This window comes from Cytobacillus oceanisediminis 2691 (assembly GCF_000294775.2).
Taxonomy (GTDB): domain Bacteria; phylum Bacillota; class Bacilli; order Bacillales; family Cytobacillaceae; genus Cytobacillus; species Cytobacillus pseudoceanisediminis.
This window is the reverse complement of record NZ_CP015506.1, coordinates 3,799,394-3,816,963: the sequence shown is the minus strand read 5'-3', so window position 1 is coordinate 3,816,963 and position 17,570 is coordinate 3,799,394. Positions and strand designations below refer to the sequence as shown.

At 40.7% G+C, this 17,570-nt stretch carries 19 protein-coding genes, 1 other RNA gene and 1 riboswitch; of the genes, 11 read left to right on the top strand and 9 right to left on the bottom strand.

What is annotated here, in order from left to right; translation table 11 throughout:
* Nucleotides 1–314: 314 nt before the first annotated feature.
* The 7 genes from A361_RS19165 (at nucleotide 315) to A361_RS19140 (ending at nucleotide 6,344) form a co-directional block, all read left to right on the top strand.
* Complete coding sequence (locus A361_RS19165; protein WP_009332693.1) at nucleotides 315–692, top strand: CotD family spore coat protein; 378 nt, start codon at nucleotides 315–317, stop codon at nucleotides 690–692.
* Between the two features lie 94 nt (nucleotides 693–786).
* A complete protein-coding gene (locus A361_RS19160; protein ID WP_009332692.1) occupies nucleotides 787–1,356 on the top strand; it encodes a DUF1273 domain-containing protein in 570 nt (189 codons plus the stop codon).
* A gap of 80 nt (nucleotides 1,357–1,436) precedes the next feature.
* Nucleotides 1,437–1,736 carry a cell division regulator GpsB gene (gene gpsB / locus A361_RS19155; protein ID WP_009332691.1) on the top strand — a complete coding sequence of 100 codons (300 nt, stop codon included), beginning with the start codon at nucleotides 1,437–1,439 and terminating at the stop codon, nucleotides 1,734–1,736.
* A gap of 81 nt (nucleotides 1,737–1,817) precedes the next feature.
* Nucleotides 1,818–2,206: RNase P RNA component class B (gene rnpB, locus A361_RS19150), an RNA gene on the top strand.
* Between the two features lie 448 nt (nucleotides 2,207–2,654).
* Complete coding sequence (locus tag A361_RS19145; RefSeq protein ID WP_009332690.1) at nucleotides 2,655–3,794, top strand: THUMP domain-containing class I SAM-dependent RNA methyltransferase; 1,140 nt, start codon at nucleotides 2,655–2,657, stop codon at nucleotides 3,792–3,794.
* 233 nt (nucleotides 3,795–4,027) lie between these two features.
* Nucleotides 4,028–4,195, top strand: coding sequence for a hypothetical protein (locus tag A361_RS30575; RefSeq protein WP_009332689.1), 168 nt, complete (start codon nucleotides 4,028–4,030; stop codon nucleotides 4,193–4,195).
* 220 nt (nucleotides 4,196–4,415) lie between these two features.
* Complete coding sequence (locus A361_RS19140) at nucleotides 4,416–6,344, top strand: ATP-dependent DNA helicase (RefSeq protein WP_019379759.1); 1,929 nt, start codon at nucleotides 4,416–4,418, stop codon at nucleotides 6,342–6,344.
* A gap of 36 nt (nucleotides 6,345–6,380) precedes the next feature.
* On the opposite strand, the gene A361_RS19135 is transcribed toward A361_RS19140, so the two are convergent.
* From A361_RS19135 to A361_RS19115, 6 genes are read right to left on the bottom strand one after another with little or no spacing between them, the layout of a single operon-like run.
* Nucleotides 6,381–6,680, bottom strand: coding sequence for a metal-sulfur cluster assembly factor (locus A361_RS19135; protein WP_019379758.1), 300 nt, complete (start codon nucleotides 6,678–6,680; stop codon nucleotides 6,381–6,383).
* A gap of 11 nt (nucleotides 6,681–6,691) precedes the next feature.
* Complete coding sequence (locus tag A361_RS19130) at nucleotides 6,692–7,933, bottom strand: hypothetical protein (protein ID WP_019379757.1); 1,242 nt, start codon at nucleotides 7,931–7,933, stop codon at nucleotides 6,692–6,694.
* Between the two features lie 13 nt (nucleotides 7,934–7,946).
* Nucleotides 7,947–8,153: a DUF2249 domain-containing protein gene (locus A361_RS19125; protein WP_009332685.1), complete on the bottom strand. Its 207-nt coding sequence runs from the start codon at nucleotides 8,151–8,153 to the stop codon at nucleotides 7,947–7,949.
* Nucleotides 8,150–8,551, bottom strand: a complete 402-nt coding sequence (locus tag A361_RS31410) for a DUF2249 domain-containing protein (RefSeq protein ID WP_019379756.1) — start codon at nucleotides 8,549–8,551, stop codon at nucleotides 8,150–8,152. The genes A361_RS19125 and A361_RS31410 overlap by 4 nt, the downstream gene beginning before the upstream one ends.
* 46 nt (nucleotides 8,552–8,597) lie before the next feature.
* Complete coding sequence (locus A361_RS30570; protein WP_019379755.1) at nucleotides 8,598–8,738, bottom strand: hypothetical protein; 141 nt, start codon at nucleotides 8,736–8,738, stop codon at nucleotides 8,598–8,600.
* A gap of 6 nt (nucleotides 8,739–8,744) precedes the next feature.
* On the bottom strand, nucleotides 8,745–9,905 hold the full coding sequence (locus tag A361_RS19115) for an MFS transporter (RefSeq protein WP_019379754.1): 1,161 nt from the start codon (nucleotides 9,903–9,905) through the stop codon (nucleotides 8,745–8,747).
* 306 nt (nucleotides 9,906–10,211) lie between these two features.
* Between A361_RS19115 and A361_RS19110 the strand changes: the two genes are divergently transcribed.
* Both A361_RS19110 and A361_RS19105 read left to right on the top strand, forming a co-directional pair.
* The gene (locus A361_RS19110) at nucleotides 10,212–11,723 is read left to right on the top strand and encodes a carboxypeptidase M32 (RefSeq protein WP_009332682.1); all 1,512 of its coding nucleotides are present in this window, start codon (nucleotides 10,212–10,214) and stop codon (nucleotides 11,721–11,723) included.
* Between the two features lie 63 nt (nucleotides 11,724–11,786).
* Complete coding sequence (locus tag A361_RS19105; protein ID WP_009332681.1) at nucleotides 11,787–12,707, top strand: DMT family transporter; 921 nt, start codon at nucleotides 11,787–11,789, stop codon at nucleotides 12,705–12,707.
* Nucleotides 12,708–12,741: 34 nt separating this feature from the next.
* Here the strand turns inward: A361_RS19105 and A361_RS19100 are convergent, their stop codons facing one another.
* From A361_RS19100 to A361_RS19090, 3 genes are read right to left on the bottom strand one after another with little or no spacing between them, the layout of a single operon-like run.
* Entirely contained in the window at nucleotides 12,742–14,397 is a 1,656-nt protein-coding gene (locus A361_RS19100) for a b(o/a)3-type cytochrome-c oxidase subunit 1 (protein WP_019379753.1), read from the bottom strand.
* Entirely contained in the window at nucleotides 14,397–14,873 is a 477-nt protein-coding gene (locus A361_RS19095) for a cytochrome c oxidase subunit II (protein ID WP_019379752.1), read from the bottom strand. Before A361_RS19095 ends, A361_RS19100 begins: the two co-directional genes overlap by 1 nt.
* A 21-nt stretch (nucleotides 14,874–14,894) precedes the next feature.
* On the bottom strand, nucleotides 14,895–15,044 hold the full coding sequence (locus A361_RS19090; RefSeq protein ID WP_009332678.1) for a cytochrome c oxidase subunit 2A: 150 nt from the start codon (nucleotides 15,042–15,044) through the stop codon (nucleotides 14,895–14,897).
* A gap of 359 nt (nucleotides 15,045–15,403) precedes the next feature.
* Nucleotides 15,404–15,505: riboswitch (purine riboswitch) on the top strand.
* Between the two features lie 154 nt (nucleotides 15,506–15,659).
* On the opposite strand from A361_RS19090, the gene A361_RS19085 reads away from it, so the two are divergent.
* Together A361_RS19085 and A361_RS19080 are read left to right on the top strand one after the other, a co-directional pair.
* Complete coding sequence (locus A361_RS19085; protein WP_019379751.1) at nucleotides 15,660–16,262, top strand: xanthine phosphoribosyltransferase; 603 nt, start codon at nucleotides 15,660–15,662, stop codon at nucleotides 16,260–16,262.
* Nucleotides 16,259–17,569 carry a nucleobase:cation symporter-2 family protein gene (locus A361_RS19080; protein WP_009332676.1) on the top strand — a complete coding sequence of 437 codons (1,311 nt, stop codon included), beginning with the start codon at nucleotides 16,259–16,261 and terminating at the stop codon, nucleotides 17,567–17,569. Before A361_RS19085 ends, A361_RS19080 begins: the two co-directional genes overlap by 4 nt.
* Nucleotide 17,570 lies beyond the last annotated feature (1 nt).

Below are 17,570 nucleotides of genomic sequence, written 5' to 3'. Positions count from 1 at the left end.
TAATTTTAATATACCAGACAAAAAAATCCACTATTTCCTAGTTGTATGTACTTCTTCTTACAGGTAAAATTATAACTTGTGTGGTACTTTTTTAGGAATTTTATATAGTGAGGCTGGTAAAATGTATAAAGCAATCTTATTTTTATTCTTCCTTGTGATTTTCACTACAGCAATCGTTTTCTCCAATTTAAAAGACAGTTTCTACAGCATGCTCTAAGGCTAGTACCTAAAAAATAGGTGTTTTCATTAGTACAAGATTACTCTTTCTCACATAGGTTGTTAATGTAAAAACAATTTGGAAAGGGGATCTTTACATGTTTTGCAGACCAAGACCTTCGCAGGTGATGCCTGCTGTTGTTCATCCGACAAAATGCTGTGTAACTCATTCGTTCCAGAACATTGTGGTTCCACACATTCATCCTACACATCATACTCATGTAAACCACATTAACTATGAGAATCAGCATTCTTTCCCGCATACTCAGTCAAATGTGAACCAGGTGACACAATCAAATGTTAATATGGGACCAAGACCAGGCGTGGCAGGTGCATATAGCCCAGGAATGGGTCCAGGTATGGGAATGGGCCCAGGTATGGGAATGGGTCCAGGATATGGCGGACCAGGAACTGGCGTAGCAGGAGCATCAACCGGAATGGGGCCAAAACAAGGGCCGAGTTTTTCCGGCAGATAATCAACAAGGGCTTTATGCCCTTGTTTTATTTATATAAATATCAAATGGAAACTTAAATGAGTCCCGGCCAGATTTCTTTAAGGAGTTTTTGCAATTGACAAAAGTAGCAGTTATTTCAGGGTATAAGCCTTTTGAAGTAGGGATTTTTAAAAATGATGACCCGGCAGTCGGCTATATAAAAACCGCCATAAGAAAAAGCCTGCTTTCACTGATTGATGATGGGCTCGAGTGGGTAATCATCAGCGGGCAGCTGGGTGCCGAGCTTTGGGCGGCTGAAGTTGTATCTGACCTGAAGCTGGAAGGTTACGAAGACCTGAAGCTTGCATTCATAACTCCTTTTTTGGAGCAGGAAGCATCCTGGAAGGATGCGAACAAAGAATGGTATGAATCCATACTGCTTCAGGCTGATTTTGTTGATTCAGTATCAAAAAAACCTTATGAAAGTCCTCAGCAATTCAGGGTGAAAAATCATTTTTTTGTCGGCAAAAGTGATGTGCTGCTTCTTTTTTATGATTTGGAAAAAGAGGGAAGCCCCAAATATTTGTATGAAACCGCAAAAAAATATCAGGAAGAAAATGAATATGAAATTAGACTAATCACCTTTTATGATTTACAATTGATTGTAGAAGAAGAACAATTCTCTCAGAGAGACATATTTGAATAATACACAGATAAATTGACAAATGTACATATCTCTGGAAAAATAGTATTAATTATGATTGGCGATATACTGAGGTGAGTATCATGCTATCCGATAAAATTAAATTAACTGCAAAAGATATTTTGGAAAAAGAGTTTAAGACAGCTATGAGAGGCTATAAGCCTGAAGATGTTGACAAGTTCTTAGATTTGGTCATAAAAGATTATGAAGCATTCCATCAGGAAATTGAAGATCTTCAGCAGGAAAATATGAGATTGAAAAAACAGGTTGACGATGCTTCACGCAGACCGGCAGCACAAACTGCAGGTACAACCAATTTTGATATTCTAAAAAGATTATCAAATCTGGAAAAACACGTTTTTGGCAGTAAATTGTATGATTGACAGGAATTAACAGTTTTTCCTGTTTAAAACCATTGCTATTCCATCGCAGATTACATATAATATTCTTTGTGATCATTAATAGCGTTCGGGTAATCGCTGCAATATGTTTTATATTGTAGAGGAAAGTCCATGCTCGCACAGGCTGAGATGCCTGTAGTGTTCGTGCCTAGCGAATTCATAAGCTAGGGCAGTCTGAGCTAGCTCTGGCTGACGGCAGGGAAAATGCCTAAGTCCTTCTGGATATGGCATGAATACCTTGAAAGTGCCACAGTGACGTAGCCTTTTCAGAAATGAAAAGGGTGGAACGAGGTAAACCCCGCGAGCGAGAAACCCAAATGATGGTAGGGGCACTTTCCCTGAGGAAATGAACAACGGGAAGGACAGGCAGATGCCTGTAGATAGATGATTACCACCTGAGTACGAGACATTTGTCGCTTGCAGTACTACGGTACAAAACATGGCTTACAGAACGTTATTAGTGAGACAGTATGAGTGTTATAAATTCAAGCTCTCCTTTTTGGGAGAGCTTTTTTACTTTTCTGCCTGCTGTTAAGAAGTTTAAGCTGTTTTCGTAAAGTTTGTTGCTATTTAATAACTTAGTTTAATGGTGTAAATTCGAAGTAGCTTATTCAATGTCCTGCGGGAGGAGGGGGAGCGGGAGACCCCGTAGTCGAAGCTGGGGAGGCTCCCGTTCCTCCCCGCGGAAAGCAACTTCCCGCAGTGGAAATCAACGGACTAATTCATTAGCAAAAACACAAAACTTTTAGAAAAAAGCAAGGCTGAAGTCCAAGATGACCAATCAGAGAACCTGAAAGGCTCATTGCGGGTAAGTAAATAAACAGATATACTTTATATGTTGATTGCTAAGCCGAGTTAGGGTATACATAATAGTAATAAGAATTAGGTTAGGGTGAAAATATGTCTAAATACGATTTAATCGCCACTACGGCCATGGGGCTTGAGGCACTCGCTGCCAAAGAAGTGCGCGATCTCGGATATGAATGTGAAGTTGAAAACGGCAGAATAACATATAAAGGCGATGAAGCTGCAATTGTCCGGTCGAATTTATGGCTGAGAACAGCAGACAGAATACGCATAAAAGTGGGAGAATTTAAAGCAACAAGTTTTGATGAGCTTTTTGAGAAAACAAAATCGCTGCCCTGGGAAAATTATATGCCTGAAAATGCCGAATTTCCTGTTTCAGGAAAGTCTGTGAAGTCCAAGCTTTTTTCAGTTTCCGATTGTCAGGCTATTGTCAAGAAAGCAATAGTGGAACGCATGAGAACAAAGTATAATAAGACAGGCTGGCTCGAAGAAAATGGGCCGTTATTTAAAATAGAAGTTGCTCTTCATAAAGATGTAGCGCTTTTGACCATCGATGCCAGCGGAAGTGGACTCCATAAACGGGGATATCGTACGGGGCAGGGGGAAGCACCCCTAAAGGAAACACTTGCAGCTGCACTGGTTATGCTGACTAATTGGAACCCGGATAAGCCATTTGCAGATCCCTTCTGCGGATCTGGCACTATTCCGATAGAAGCAGCGTTAATCGGCCAGAATATTGCACCAGGTTTTAATCGTGAATTCATTTCGGAAGGATGGTCATGGATTCCTGAAAAAGTCTGGGAGGATGGAAGAAACGAAGCTGAAGATCTGGCGAACTATGATCAGCCTCTCGATATTACAGGTGCTGACATTGATCACAGGATGGTGAAAATAGCAGAAGAAAATGCTTTTGAAGCCGGATTGGGAGATTTAATAAACTTCAAACAAATGCAAGTGCGCGATTTTACGACTGCTAAGGAATATGGTGTCATTGTCGGAAATCCTCCGTATGGGGAGAGACTTGGTGAGAAGGCAGCGGTACAGCGAATGTACGCTGAAATGGGGAGGGCCTTGGCCCCTCTTGATACGTGGTCGATTTATATCCTGACTTCAGACGAGGAATTTGAAAATCACTTTGGAAAAAAAGCGACTAAGAAACGCAAGCTCTTCAATGGTTTTATTCGCACAGACTATTATCAGTACTGGGGCAAAAGACCGCCAAGAAATAATTAGATGTAAAAACAAAAGCATAATTCCTCCTGAGGCTGTATAGAATATATCTATCTGATTCTTTTTTCAACATCAGAATCTATATTCTTTTTCGAGAGCTGTCTAGCTCCAGCGCCTACCCCCTCGAGTTCACAAGCCATTCCTCCCAAAAAGGCACAAAACGCCTTTCCGTGAGGCTCGTCTTGTGCATGTCGGGGGTGGGCAAGGCGCTTGCGCTTTTCTAAGGAGGGGTGGCAATGAAACATTCAAGCATTGATTTTAATAAAATTTCCCAGGCGCTTAATGGAACACTTGAAGCAATACAGGGTGACGGTGATCCATCAGCAGAAGCACTGGAGAGTCTAAGAAATGCACAGGACGAATTGCAGCAGGCATTGTCATTTTCTATGTCACGTGTCAACTAATCGTCAATACCTGAGCAGGGGCTGCCTAATAGCACCCCTGTTTTTTTATGTAAAAGATCAATATTCGTTTTTTTATAAATCTTGACAGTTGCAGTATTTGAGATAAAATTATATGATGTTCATTTGATTATTAACAATCTAAATATGAAATACTGATAGAACTGAAATCAAAGCGTCTGGATAAAAAGGCGCTTTAACTTTTTAATTACGGAGGGGTAGCATGTCTAACCGAATGCCTTTTGCCATATCCAAAAGCGAATCTTTTTACGAAAAGCTAAGCGAGTGGATCGGAGATGTTTTTTACGATATATTGCCTGAAGCAGGATTTGAAATTCGGGATGAACAAATATTTATGGCCTTTCAGCTTGAGAAGGCATTTAAAGACAAAAGTGTTATTTTTGCTGAGGCTGGTGTAGGGACTGGGAAAACGATTGTTTATCTTTTATATGCAATCAGCTATGCAAGGTACATAAACAAACCTGCTATTATCGCATGTGCGGATGAGACTTTAATTGAGCAGCTTGTGAAAAAGGAAGGAGATATTGCCAAGCTGGAGAAAGCATTAGGATTGAATATTGATGTCAGGCTGGCAAAATCACGTGATCAGTACCTATGCTTAAATAAGCTGGATAAGCTCGTAGCGAATGATGTTCATGATCATTATAACCGCATTTTTGATGATCTCCCGGATTTTGTTCAAACAGGATCTTCCATGCAAAAGTTTGAGAAATATGGTGACCGGAAAGATTATCCTGATTTGCCGGATGAGCATTGGAAGAATGTCTCGTGGGATTCAATCCAGGATTGTTTTACTTGTGAGAAGCGCCACCGCTGTGGTCAAACCCTCCATAGGGAATACTACCGGAGCGCAAAAGACTTGATTATTTGTTCGCATGATTTTTATATGGAACATATCTGGACAAAGGAATCAAGAAAACGTGAAGGGCAGCTGCCTTTGCTTCCTGAGAGCTCCTGTGTGGTTTTTGATGAAGGCCATTTGTTGGAATATGCATCCCAAAAGGCTCTGACGTATCGTTTTACTGAGCAGATACTGGAATCCATTTTAACAAGACTCATGGCTAATGATGTACGTGAAAAAACGTTAAATATAATTGAGGATGCCATTTACCAGAATGAGCATTTCTTTTTAACACTTGCCATGTCCGCTTCTGGTGACGCAGGCTCTGACAAGAAAACGATTGAAAAAACTGCCGATGTAATGAGAGAAGGCCGTAAACTCCAGAACTTAATCAATACACTTGAGGAAGAATTGGTGTTTGAAAGCGAAATGTACGTTATTAATGAATATGACTTAAAAATTGTCGAAGAATATCTTGAGCAAATCGCATACTCACTTTCACTGTTCCTAAAGGATTTAAAAGGAATTACCTGGTTTGAAGAAACAAATGGTGAAAGAACCCTGGTCATCATGCCAAGAATGGTGGAAGATATTATGCGGGAAGAAGTATTTTCCCAGAAGAAGCCGTTTGTATTTTCTTCAGCAACATTATCAGAGAATAAATCCTTTGATTATATGGCAAAGAGCCTTGGGGTAGATGAGTATTTATCATTTACCGTAGATTCCCCATTTGACTATGAAGAGAATATGGTTATTCGCATGCCGGAATTTGCAGAGGAATCTGCCACAGCGAAGATGGATTATATTCTTGAACAAATTATGCTGACAGAAGGCAGGGCTTTAGTTTTATTCAATAGCGCTTCTGAATTGGCAGAATTCAAAGCCTTTGCATCAGGAAAATTGAGTGTGCCAATCTTTTTTGAAGGGGATGCAGAAATAAGTACCCTCGTGTCAAATTTCCAAAATGATGAGTATTCAGTACTCTGTTCTGTCCATTTATGGGAAGGTCTTGATATACCGGGAAGATCCCTGGAAAATGTGCTTATTTTTGGCTTGCCATTTCCTCCTCATGATCCGGTCTTTACAGCCAAAAGGGAAGGTTCATCTGATCCTTTCAGAGAGGTTGATCTGCCATATATGATTCTGAGGTTAAGGCAGGGTATTGGGAGATTAATTAGAACACATGAAGACAAGGGCACAGTTCACATTCTAATGAATGAAAATGAAAACGAAGAAGTGCGTGAAACGATAAAAAAGGTTCTGCCTGCAGAGCCATCCATAAAGAGTTGAACAAAGGCAGTGCCCCAAGCGGGCACTGCCTTATTGTTAACCTCTCAAAAGCTGATTTGCTTCAGATGTCATACGGGCAGGGGTCCAGGCTGGTTCCCAGACAAGATTAACCTCAACAGCAGAAAATTGCTTCAGATCTTCAATGCAATATTTCACTCCGCTGACAATACTGTCATGAAGCGGGCATCCGGGTGTTGTCAGGGTCATGGTAATAACTGCCTTGCCATCATCGGGAAAATCAATATTATAAATAAGTCCCAAATCCACCACGTTTATATTTAACTCAGGATCCATAACTCTTTTTAGATTGCTGAGAACTAATTCTTCTGGATTCATGTTCATTCCTCCTATTTTTTTAAAACAGAAATAATTAAATAACAGAAAACAATGGATGCTCCAAGAGTTAAAATCTGGCCGGAAAGGAACAGGGCAAGGTGTTCATATGCAATGGAAACAGTCACACTGAGTATACCGAGAATAAAGGCGGAAAGAACCGGAATGGATGCCTTGTCATTCATCATATCCTTGAGCGAAGGCACACTGTGTTTGCCTATCTCTTTGCTATATCTCCAAGTCCACCATAAGAATGGAACAATTTTAAATAAATAACCCATAATGCTCAATGCTACCCAAAGCTGGAGGTATGCAAATGCCAGATATCCAATGGCACTTTCGAAGCTCCCGGTAAGCGAGCATATGAAAGCTCCCAGGTGGATGGCCAGTCCTGCAGGTATAGCGAGCAGAGCAAAGCGGAATGAATAATCAAGCTTTTTCTTTACTCTTCTCTGCAGGATTTGCAGCATGTGCCAGGTGAAGAATGCAAATCCGCCTGCCAGAATCATTAATGCAATGGTAAAAAGTGAGTTTTTCTCTGTGAAAAAAGACAGAACTGCCGCAGCCAGCCCTGATGCATAAACCGTAAAGACGTATTTGGCCGGCTTCATGCTGTAGCCATGAGACAAGGAAAACATGGGAACCATTTTATAGGAAAATCCAAAAATCAAGAGGGTAAACCAGCCCGCTGTTGCGAACAGTATGTGGCTTTTAAAGACTGCTTGATAATAATCAGAGATAAATCCAGTTTTCATGCTGAAGACCATAAGGATTCCCAGTAGAATTGCAGTTAACAGGCTAATTAGTGCAGTTCCCACGAAAAGAGTCAATACATTGGGCTTCGCCTGCTGCCTTAAAGTCATGAACATTTGCAGCAGAAACATTAAGATCCCCGTTAAAGTAATAAGCCCAGGCAGCAGTGCACTCTCCGGATTATGAAATAAACTATGGGCAAAATATAATATTCCAAAGGCAGTAACCGTAAATTGGATAAAGCCAAACCTTTCATTCCAAATTGGTGTCAGAAAAACCACTGGAACGAGCTGATACATGGCTCCCATTGCTGTCATCAGCGCCCATCCCAATATAAAAAGATGAGCGGCTGACCAAATTGCGGGTACACGAAATTGGCTGCTGATGATGGAATCCCCTTTAAAAAGAATAAGGGACATAGCTCCTATTAAACAGAGCAGGCTGAAAAGTATAAATAAAAATGGAAGTTTGATATTGGTCTCATTTTTTGTTTTGGCGAACATTGGGATCACCTGCTTATTTCTTAATTTCTATTAAAAAGCTTCCATCTTCCTGTTCGGCAGTTACATGGCTGCAGCCCATTTCGTCCAGCTGTTCATAAAGAAACATGGGCCGCCTGTCATTAATGATTAATAAGGTTTCTCCTTCTGGAAGGCTTTCAAGAGCTGCAAGTGTTCTCAGCATGGGCTGCGGCGGCTCCAGTCCCCGGTTATCCAGCTTCATTTTGACTCACCGCTCTTAGTAAAGATCACTTTCCAATGCTTCTTATCAATTTCTTCAGTTTTATATTCAAACCCTTTTGCCTTTAATACTCCAAAAAGAGGGATGGGCTTAAATGGTGCATGCAGAATAAAAACATCTTCGGCATCCAGTCCAGATACCGCGGACATGATTTTCTGAAATGGCTCCAATTTGTTTTTTATATCTTCTCTTACATCAAGTTCAACGACTTTGTTTTTCATTTTGACCTCTCCTTTAATTGGCTGATAGTTTAAAATAGCTGCCAATAACAGTGAATCAACTGCAGTGAGAATAGTTATTAATTGCTTTAAGTTTAACAGCGGCAGCTTTTCAAATAAGTGACATAAATCATATTTCGAAGAACATTTTTCAAAAGGCATTATAAAGTTATAAAAAAATCATTGGAACAAAAAAACCCGCAGATGCTTACTCTGCGGATTCTTCCTGTTCTTCAATACATTTAAAACAGATTGTTTCATTTTTTTCGTTATGAACTCCGTTGAAGAATCCATCAAGACAGAATAGGTCTTTGCCGCAAACAGAGCAGCTGCCAACTAATTCCTTCATTTTCGGTCACTCCTGGCTCTCTAATATTTGGGAACTTTGCTTTTTAAAGTATATGAACATCCCGCATACCGTTAACAGTAAAAGCGCTGCGGCGATCAAGAAACCTATATTGAAAGTTACTCCCATTAAACCTAATACGGTGGAGCCGGCTACAACGCCCAAAGAAAAAAAGGCATAGAAGAGGCCAAATGCCTTTCCTCTTGTTTTTTCAGTTGTATGGCTGGCTATAAGGGCATTAATGGAAGGGAATAAAAGAGCAAACCCGGTGCCGTAAAGGACCATGCATAAAAACATGAATGCAAGAGAATAAGCTGAACTTAGCAGAATGAGTGCAATTCCAATGATCAGCATCCCTGAAAGCATGCTATTGTGATGCTTAAATGTATCAAAAATTTTATTAATAGGCAGCAGAAAAATAAGAATTGCGGTTATTCCGAAAGTGCTTAATAAGATTCCGCTGTACATTGAATCAAATTGCAGAGCTTCTACCTGAAGGGGGAGAAGGTAAGCAAGTGCCCCTTGAGCAAACATGAGTGAAAAAGCTCCTAAATAGCTTGCTGCGAGCATAGGATTCTTTAATAATGAAAGCATTTTCTCAGAATGAGAGCTTTCTTCTTTAACCTTTTTCAGATTCCCTGATGGCAAAAACACAAAGGCCAGGACTGCACTGCTGATCATCGTTGCTGCTATAATTAAAAAGACCCAGTTTATGCTGTAATTGGAAGCAACCACAGCGCCAAAAGCAGGCCCGATAATGGCAGAACAGCCAACAGCAGCACCTGATACAGCCATTTTTTTTCCTTGTTTGTCTGATTTTCCGCGGTCTGCGATGACTGTAAAAGCTGCAGGTACCAGAAACCCGCCAAATAACCCATGAAAAAACCTTACTGTAATTAAATGCAAAGGTGTCTCAGCAAATGCATACAGGACTAAAATGGTGCCAGTTAAGGAAAGGCCAGAGACCAATACTTTTTTTGCTCCGTTTTTATCAATCCAATAGCCTGCTAATATATTGCCTATCATATTCGAGAAGGAATACATCCCAACAATTAATCCCACAAAGGCTGGTGAGGAGTCAAAGGTTTTGGCAAAAGGGCTCATAATAGGGAGCTGGGAAAAGGTATCAATAAATGCTGCGATAATGATAAAGTAAATCAAATATTTCATGCTATCTCACTTTCTCGCGTCCAACGGGCAGTAAGACCTTCACTTTAGGGCTAAAGAGGAATCAAAAGAGGATAAGTGGGGGTCAAACTGCCCATAAGGGCACGATAAGTTCAACTAACAATCAGCGGGGAAAAGCGCCCCGCTAATTGAAGTTTCACTTTATAGTTAGTTCACTTTCCACCATTATAACTCTTTGGCCGGCAGGTTAAAAAGAAAAACAGCAATGGGAAAGAGATTATGTTGACTGCCTTTTCAGAAAAATGTGATAAAATGATAATGTAATAGATATATATAGGGGGTAAAATTATGGCAGAATCATTAAAACAGACAGAACAGCAATTCCTTGATTATGTCAAAAAAATGACGGCATATAATGAAGCCATCGGGCTGATGTATTGGGATATGCGGACAGGGGCACCCAAGCAGGGTCTGGAACAGCGTTCCGAAGTGATTGGAATGATCTCTTCAGAAGTATTCAAAATGTCAACATCTGAGGAAATGGCTGCATACATAGCAAAACTTTCAGGTCAGGAAAATCTTACTGAAGTGACATTGAAAACTCTTGAAGAATGCAAAAAGGATTATGATCGGAATAAAAAAATTCCTGCGGAGGAATATACGGAGTATGTCATCCTGCAATCCAAAGCTGAAAGCATTTGGGAAGATGCAAAAGCAAGCTCAGATTTCGAGATGTTCCAGCCATATTTGGAAAAGCTTGTTGAAATGAATAAACGATTCATTTCTTATTGGGGATATGAAGGTAACAAATATAATACTCTGCTGGATATGTATGAACCTGGTGTTACCGTTGAAACACTTGATCAGGTTTTTGGGCAGCTTAGGGAGAAAATTGTCCCTCTGGTTCACCAAATTTCCGAATCACAGAATAAACCGGACACCAGCTTTTTATTTGAACACTTTGCCAAGGACAAACAGCGGGATTTCAGCCTTAAAGTTCTTGAACAAATGGGTTATAACTTTAAAGCAGGACGACTGGATGAGACTGTTCATCCTTTTGCGACCGGTTTAAACCCTGGTGATGTCCGGGTGACAACCAAATATGATGAAACAGATTTCCGAACTGCCGTATTTGGCACGATTCATGAAGGCGGGCATGCTCTGTATGAACAAAATATTTCTTCTGATCTTGTGGGCACCCCGCTATGCTCTGGAACATCCATGGGAATTCATGAATCACAGTCATTATTTTATGAAAACTTTGTTGGAAGACATTTTTCTTTCTGGAAAAGGAATTATGACCTTCTTAAAGAATATGCCAGCGGTCAATTTGATGATGTGCCAATAGATGCTTTTTATCGTGCCATTAATGAATCAAAGCCTTCTTTAATCCGTATTGAAGCAGACGAATTAACATATCCTCTTCATATCATCATCCGATATGAAATTGAAAAGGGCTTGTTCAATGATGAAATCGAAGTTAAAGACCTTCCTGCAATCTGGAATGAAAAATATGAACAATACTTGGGAGTAAAGCCTGAAAATGACGGAGCAGGCATTCTGCAGGATGTTCATTGGGCTGGAGGAAGCTTCGGTTATTTCCCTTCATACGCTTTAGGATATATGTACGCAGCACAGCTTAAAAACAGCATGTTAAAGGATTTGCCAAACTATGATGAATTACTTGAAGAGGGCAATTTGCTGCCAATCAAAGAGTGGTTTACCCAAAATGTGCACCAGTTCGGCAAAATGAAAAAACCGCTTGAAATCTTAAATGACGTAACTGGAGAAGGACTGAATGCCCAGCATTTAATTGATTATCTATATGATAAGTACGGTAAGGTCTATCAGTTGAAATAGGTGTTTATTATAATTTGAGAAGAGGGTGGCCTCAGCCATCCTCTTACTTCATGGAGAGAAATAATGAAGAAAATACTTCCATTCATTATGATTGCGTTAGGGGCAAGTCTATGGGGAATTATTGCTGTTTTTGTTAAAGGGCTCGGAGAATATGGATTTACGGCTATGGAAATTGTGGCCGCGAGAGTTTTTTTTGCAGCAATATTTCTTGTCCTAATAGGAATTATGCGTTTCCGGAACTGCTTTAAATTGCAATCTGCCTCTGACATCAGACTTTTTGCAGGAACCGGAATACTGAGCATCGTCTTTTTTAATTATTGTTATTTCACAGCAATGAACCAAATCAGCATATCAATGGCTGTCGTTCTGCTTTACACAGCTCCAGCATTTGTTACTGTATTATCTTACCTGTTTTTAAAGGAAGGAATAAATCTTGGAAAGATTGCAGCTGTGGCAGGCACAATTTTAGGCTGCATTCTAATTGCCGGAGTAACAGCAGGCAGCCGTGATATCACTTTGCTTGGAATTATGACGGGATTGGGTTCTGGGTTTGGCTATGCACTGTATACGATATTCGGAAAATTTGCATTAAGAAAATATCATCCGTATACAGTTACGCTTTATACATTCCTGATTGCATCGGTATTTCTAATCCCGGTAACCAGACTGTGGACAAAAGCTGAAATCTTTCTAAACACTGAAGTTTTGTTTCTTAGTATTGGTCTTGGATTTGTACCTACGGTTCTCGCCTATTTTGTATATACATGGGGACTGGAAAAAACGGATGGAAGCAAAGCAGCTGTTATTGCTACAGTTGAACCTGTCGTGGCCATGCTTCTAGGAGTCACACTTTACGGGGAAAGTCTCGGTGCAGTCCAGATTGCTGGTGCTTTGCTGATACTCAGTTCTGTAATTATTGTGAATTTGCCTGCAAGAAGGAAAAATGCAGGAAGGGCGGCTGACTCAAGCAAGCTTGAACACTAAAACACTCCGTCCATATCGGAACGGAGTGTTTTTTTTACCAAAGCTTATATCCTTTAGCCCCGGGAGGTGCATTTTGAATTAAATCTATAAAAGGAATGGTGTAGGCAAATAGAATAAGAACAACCGTAATTCCAAGCCAAAGCTTCCAATTTTCAAATACCATTGGAGCTTTTTCGGCTTCATCAGCAGCTTCTCCGACAGGGAATTCCTGCTCTCCCTTTGGTGCGAAAAAGGCAAGGTTGATGAAGATATAAAGCATTAAGATGATGCCTATAAATAGGATAGAACCGCCGATTGCCTGTGCAACCTGGTATGGAATCCATTCTGCTGCTTGTGCTGCTCCGCCATATTCAGAGTATGATGAACGGCGCGGCGCTCCCAGAAGACCGGCAGCATGCATGGCACCAGACATGAATGTCATTCCGATTGCCCAGATAACTGCTTGGATGATACCCAATTTATTCATCGCTTTTGTTAATGTTCTTCCTGTGAGATGTGGAATCAGCCAGTAAGAAACCCCAAAGAATGTAAGTACTACAGATGTTGCCACGGTTAAGTGAAAGTGGCCGGTTACCCAAATCGTGTTATGGACAACCTGGTTCATCTGGTGGGACGCATTAACGATACCGCCTGCTCCCGCAGGTATAAAGGCAACCATCCCGATGAAAGGAACAGTAAATCGGGCATCTCCCCAAGGCAGTTTTTTTACCCAGCCGAATAATCCTGTGGCCCCTTTGGAACGCCCAAAGCTTTCAAAAGTGGCAAAAAGAGAAAATGCAGTCATAAGAGATGGAATGACAACCAGGAATGTTAGGATAACCTGTAAGAATTTCCATGCTGGGTCAATTCCCGGCTCCATTAATTGATGGTGAAATCCGACAGGGATTGAAAACAGCAGGAATAATATGAATGACATGCGCGCCAATGAATCAGAAAAAATCTTTCCGCCGATGACTTTAGGAATGACAACGTACCAGGCCATGTAAGCTGGCAATAGCCAGAAGTAAACAAGCGGATGTCCGAAATACCAGAATAGAGTACGGCTGACTCCGATATTTACTGTTTCTACAAACCCCAATGACCAAGGAAGAAGCTGGAAAAGAACAGTAGACGCTACACCGATTGTTGCCACAATCCACATCATTGTGTTGACCAATGACATAAAGGTTAATAACGGACTCGGCTGCCCGGGATTTTTTCTTCTCCATTCTGCATACTTCATAATGATGGCTGCCCCGTCAATCCAGCTTCCCACTATAACAAGTGTTAAACCGATATAGTACAATGCATGTGCCTGAAGAGGAGCATAGAAAGTATAAAGAACAGTAGCTTCATTCAACAGGATCATGACAGCTGCAAGAACAGTTCCTGCTGTCATCAGCCAAAAACCGGCCCAGCCGGCAATTCGCTGTTTATTTGTAAGGGTTCCTGATGTTTTGCTTGTTGCTGCTAACTGGAAGCCCATTATAAAAAAGGTAGTAAGTACAAGTCCGAGTACAACACCGTGAACCGTGAGAATTTGGTAATACCCGATGCCTGCCGGAAGCTCGAATTTACCGGAGCGGACCAAAGTCTGCAATAAGCCAGCAAGGCCGCCTATTGCTAAAGCTGTAAATGCAACGAAAAAGTGAGCCATTGCCAATTTTCCGTCACGGCGGTCAACTTTAAATTTTGCTGAAGGATTAAACATTATTCCACCACCTTAATTTTAGACGACATCATGTGGTGACCAACACCGCAATATTCATTACATACAATTAAGTATTCTCCAGTTTTATCAAATGTTGTAATGTGTTCACTGATATAGCCGGGTTCTAGCATCATGTTGATATTTGATCCTGCAACTTCGAAACCGTGGACAACGTCTTTGGTTGTTGCGATAATTTTCACTTTAGCACCATATGGAACCTCCACTTCAGCTGGGCTATAGGAAAACGCAGATGCTACGTATACCAATTCGTAATCCCAATCTTTCCCTTCTACCCTTTTCAGTCCTGGCTCATTAAATGGAGCGGTAGTATCGACCTTTTCAGGGTCGATTGTTGCCAAACAGCTTGGGGGCTGATTGCCCAGGTAAAATGCGCTGACTCCCAAGACTGTTAGAAAAACAAGCAGCGATCCGATTCCAAAAGTGAGCCAGGCCTTTTCAAATTTATGCATATGCATGGCTTTTTCCCCTTTCTAACTCTAAAAGCGGCTGATAAATAATGAATAAACACCTGCCCATGTAATGATCAGGAAGAATCCTAATAAGAAAACGGAAGCTAGCGTTCCCTTTAAGGAAGAGCTATCCTCTATTTCAGTTTTTGTTTTTCGGCTGAGTTCTGTTTTCGCCATTGTCTTTCACTCCTTTCGAATATTTGGAAAAAGTAAATGATTACACTTTCATAATACAAAACATTTAGGAAGATTCTAGATGCTTTCAGTGAGTTCACAAATTGTTCATTCGTAACTTAAACACTATGATAATGGTGAAAAATTGATATTTAAGTGATTTATGTCACAAAAAACTCCTGTGAATTGTGAAAAAACTGTGAAGGTTTAATTGAGCTTCAGAAGGAAGGCAAATTTTTAAAAATAAACATACTGAAGAGGGCGAATTATCTGATTAGCGAACAATTTTCTGGTAATATATTGTTTAGTTCGTATTTAGTTAAATTTTTGATTGAAGTATTAGTAAATGATGTTATAATGTTAATAAATTAATAACATTCACTCATATAATCGCGAGGATATGGCTCGCAAGTTTCTACCGGGTTACCGTAAATGATCCGACTATGAGTGAGCAATGTAAAGGACGTTTAAAGTCATCCTTGTTTGACTGCAGCTTAGATCATTAGCCTGAAGGCCATTGCTTCACTCATTTTTATGTTGTGAATGCGATGGGCTTCAGGCTTTTTATATGGCTGGAATGAGTAATTGAAGGCTATCTATCATAGAGGAGGATGCAAAATGGATATGCTTATTGAAAAAATAAAGAGCGAAGGGATTGTTTTATCTCCGACAGTTTTAAAGGTGGATTCTTTTCTGAACCACCAAATAGATCCTCAGCTAATGCATGAAGTCGGCAAAGAATTTGCAGATAGATTCTCCAGAAGCGGGATTACAAAAATATTGACTATCGAATCTTCGGGGATTGCGCCAGCTGTAATGGCTGGGCTCCATCTGAATGCTCCAGTTGTATTCGCTAGAAAAAGAAAATCTCTCACTCTGGTAAATGACCTGATTACAGCCTCTGTCTATTCTTTTACTAAGGAAGAAACAAGTGAAATCTCTGTTTCAAAGAAATATCTATCAGAAAAAGATAATGTCCTTATAATCGATGATTTTCTGGCGAATGGACAGGCAGCACTAGGTCTTGCGGATATAGTAAAAAAAGCGGGATCAGGAATTGCAGGGATTGGAATCGTTATTGAAAAAGGCTTTCAAAATGGCGGACAGCTGCTGAGGGAAAAGGGATTCCGGGTCGAGTCCTTAGCTATTATTGACTCACTTGAAAACGGCATGATCAGCTTTGATAATACAGCAAAGAATATGGAGGAAATGATACGATGAATCAGAATCCGCTTAAAATTGCTTCATTGGGAATTCAGCATGTCCTTGCCATGTATGCAGGCGCGGTAATTGTACCATTGATTGTAGGAGGGGCACTTGGCTTAACAGGGGAACAGCTTACTTATCTTGTTTCCATTGATATTTTTATGTGCGGAATTGCAACACTCCTTCAAGTATGGCGCAGTAAATTTTTTGGGATTGGCCTTCCCGTAGTTCTGGGCTGCACATTTACGGCCGTTGGACCGATGATTGCGATCGGAGGGCAGTATGGAATACCTGCTATCTATGGTTCTATTCTGGTTTCTGGTATTTTCGTTGTAGCTGTTTCAAAGTATTTTGGAAAACTGGTTAAATTTTTTCCGCCTGTTGTAACAGGGTCTGTAGTTACCATTATAGGGATTACGTTAATTCCTGTAGCAATGAACAATATGGCTGGAGGTGAGGGAAGCCCTGACTTTGGCTCCCTGACAAATATAGCATTGGCTTTTGGCACTTTGCTGTTCATCATAGTACTTTTCCGATTCTTTAAAGGCTTTGTTCGAGCGATTGCCATTTTGCTGGGGCTGGCTGCTGGCACCATTACTGCGTTTTTTATGGGCATGGTAGATTTCTCCGCTGTTGGGGAAGCTTCCTGGTTTCATATGCCATCCCCTTTCTATTTCGGCATGCCGACATTTGAGGTGACAGCGATCCTCACAATGATACTCGTAGCAATGGTCAGTTTAGTTGAATCTACGGGCGTATACTTTGCCCTTGGTGATATCTGTGAAGAAAAATTGGAAGAGAAAGATCTGTCAAATGGCTATCGTGCCGAAGGACTTGCGATTATCCTTGGTGCTGTCTTTAATGCTTTTCCTTATACAACATATTCGCAAAACGTCGGACTTCTTCAGATGTCAGGCGTTAAAACAAAAAATGTCATATATACAGCAGGGGCTTTTCTTGTACTGCTTGGGCTAGTTCCGAAAATCGGCGCATTGACAACCATTATTCCTACTCCTGTTTTAGGAGGCGCAATGGTAGCTATGTTCGGTATGGTAGTCGCCTATGGAATAAAAATGCTCAGCAAGGTAGAGTTCTCCTCTCAGGAAAATTTATTAATCATTGCCTGCTCTGTCGGGATGGGATTGGGAGTAACAGCCGTTCCTGAACTATTCGCGCAAATGCCTTCCAGTGTGCGTATCCTGACTGATAACGGTATAGTGGCTGGCAGTGTGACAGCAATTCTTTTAAATATCGTATTCAATGTTGCTAAAGGAAAAAAAGCAGTTCAGCCTGCATCTTTTGCGGAGCAGAAGGCTTCATAAT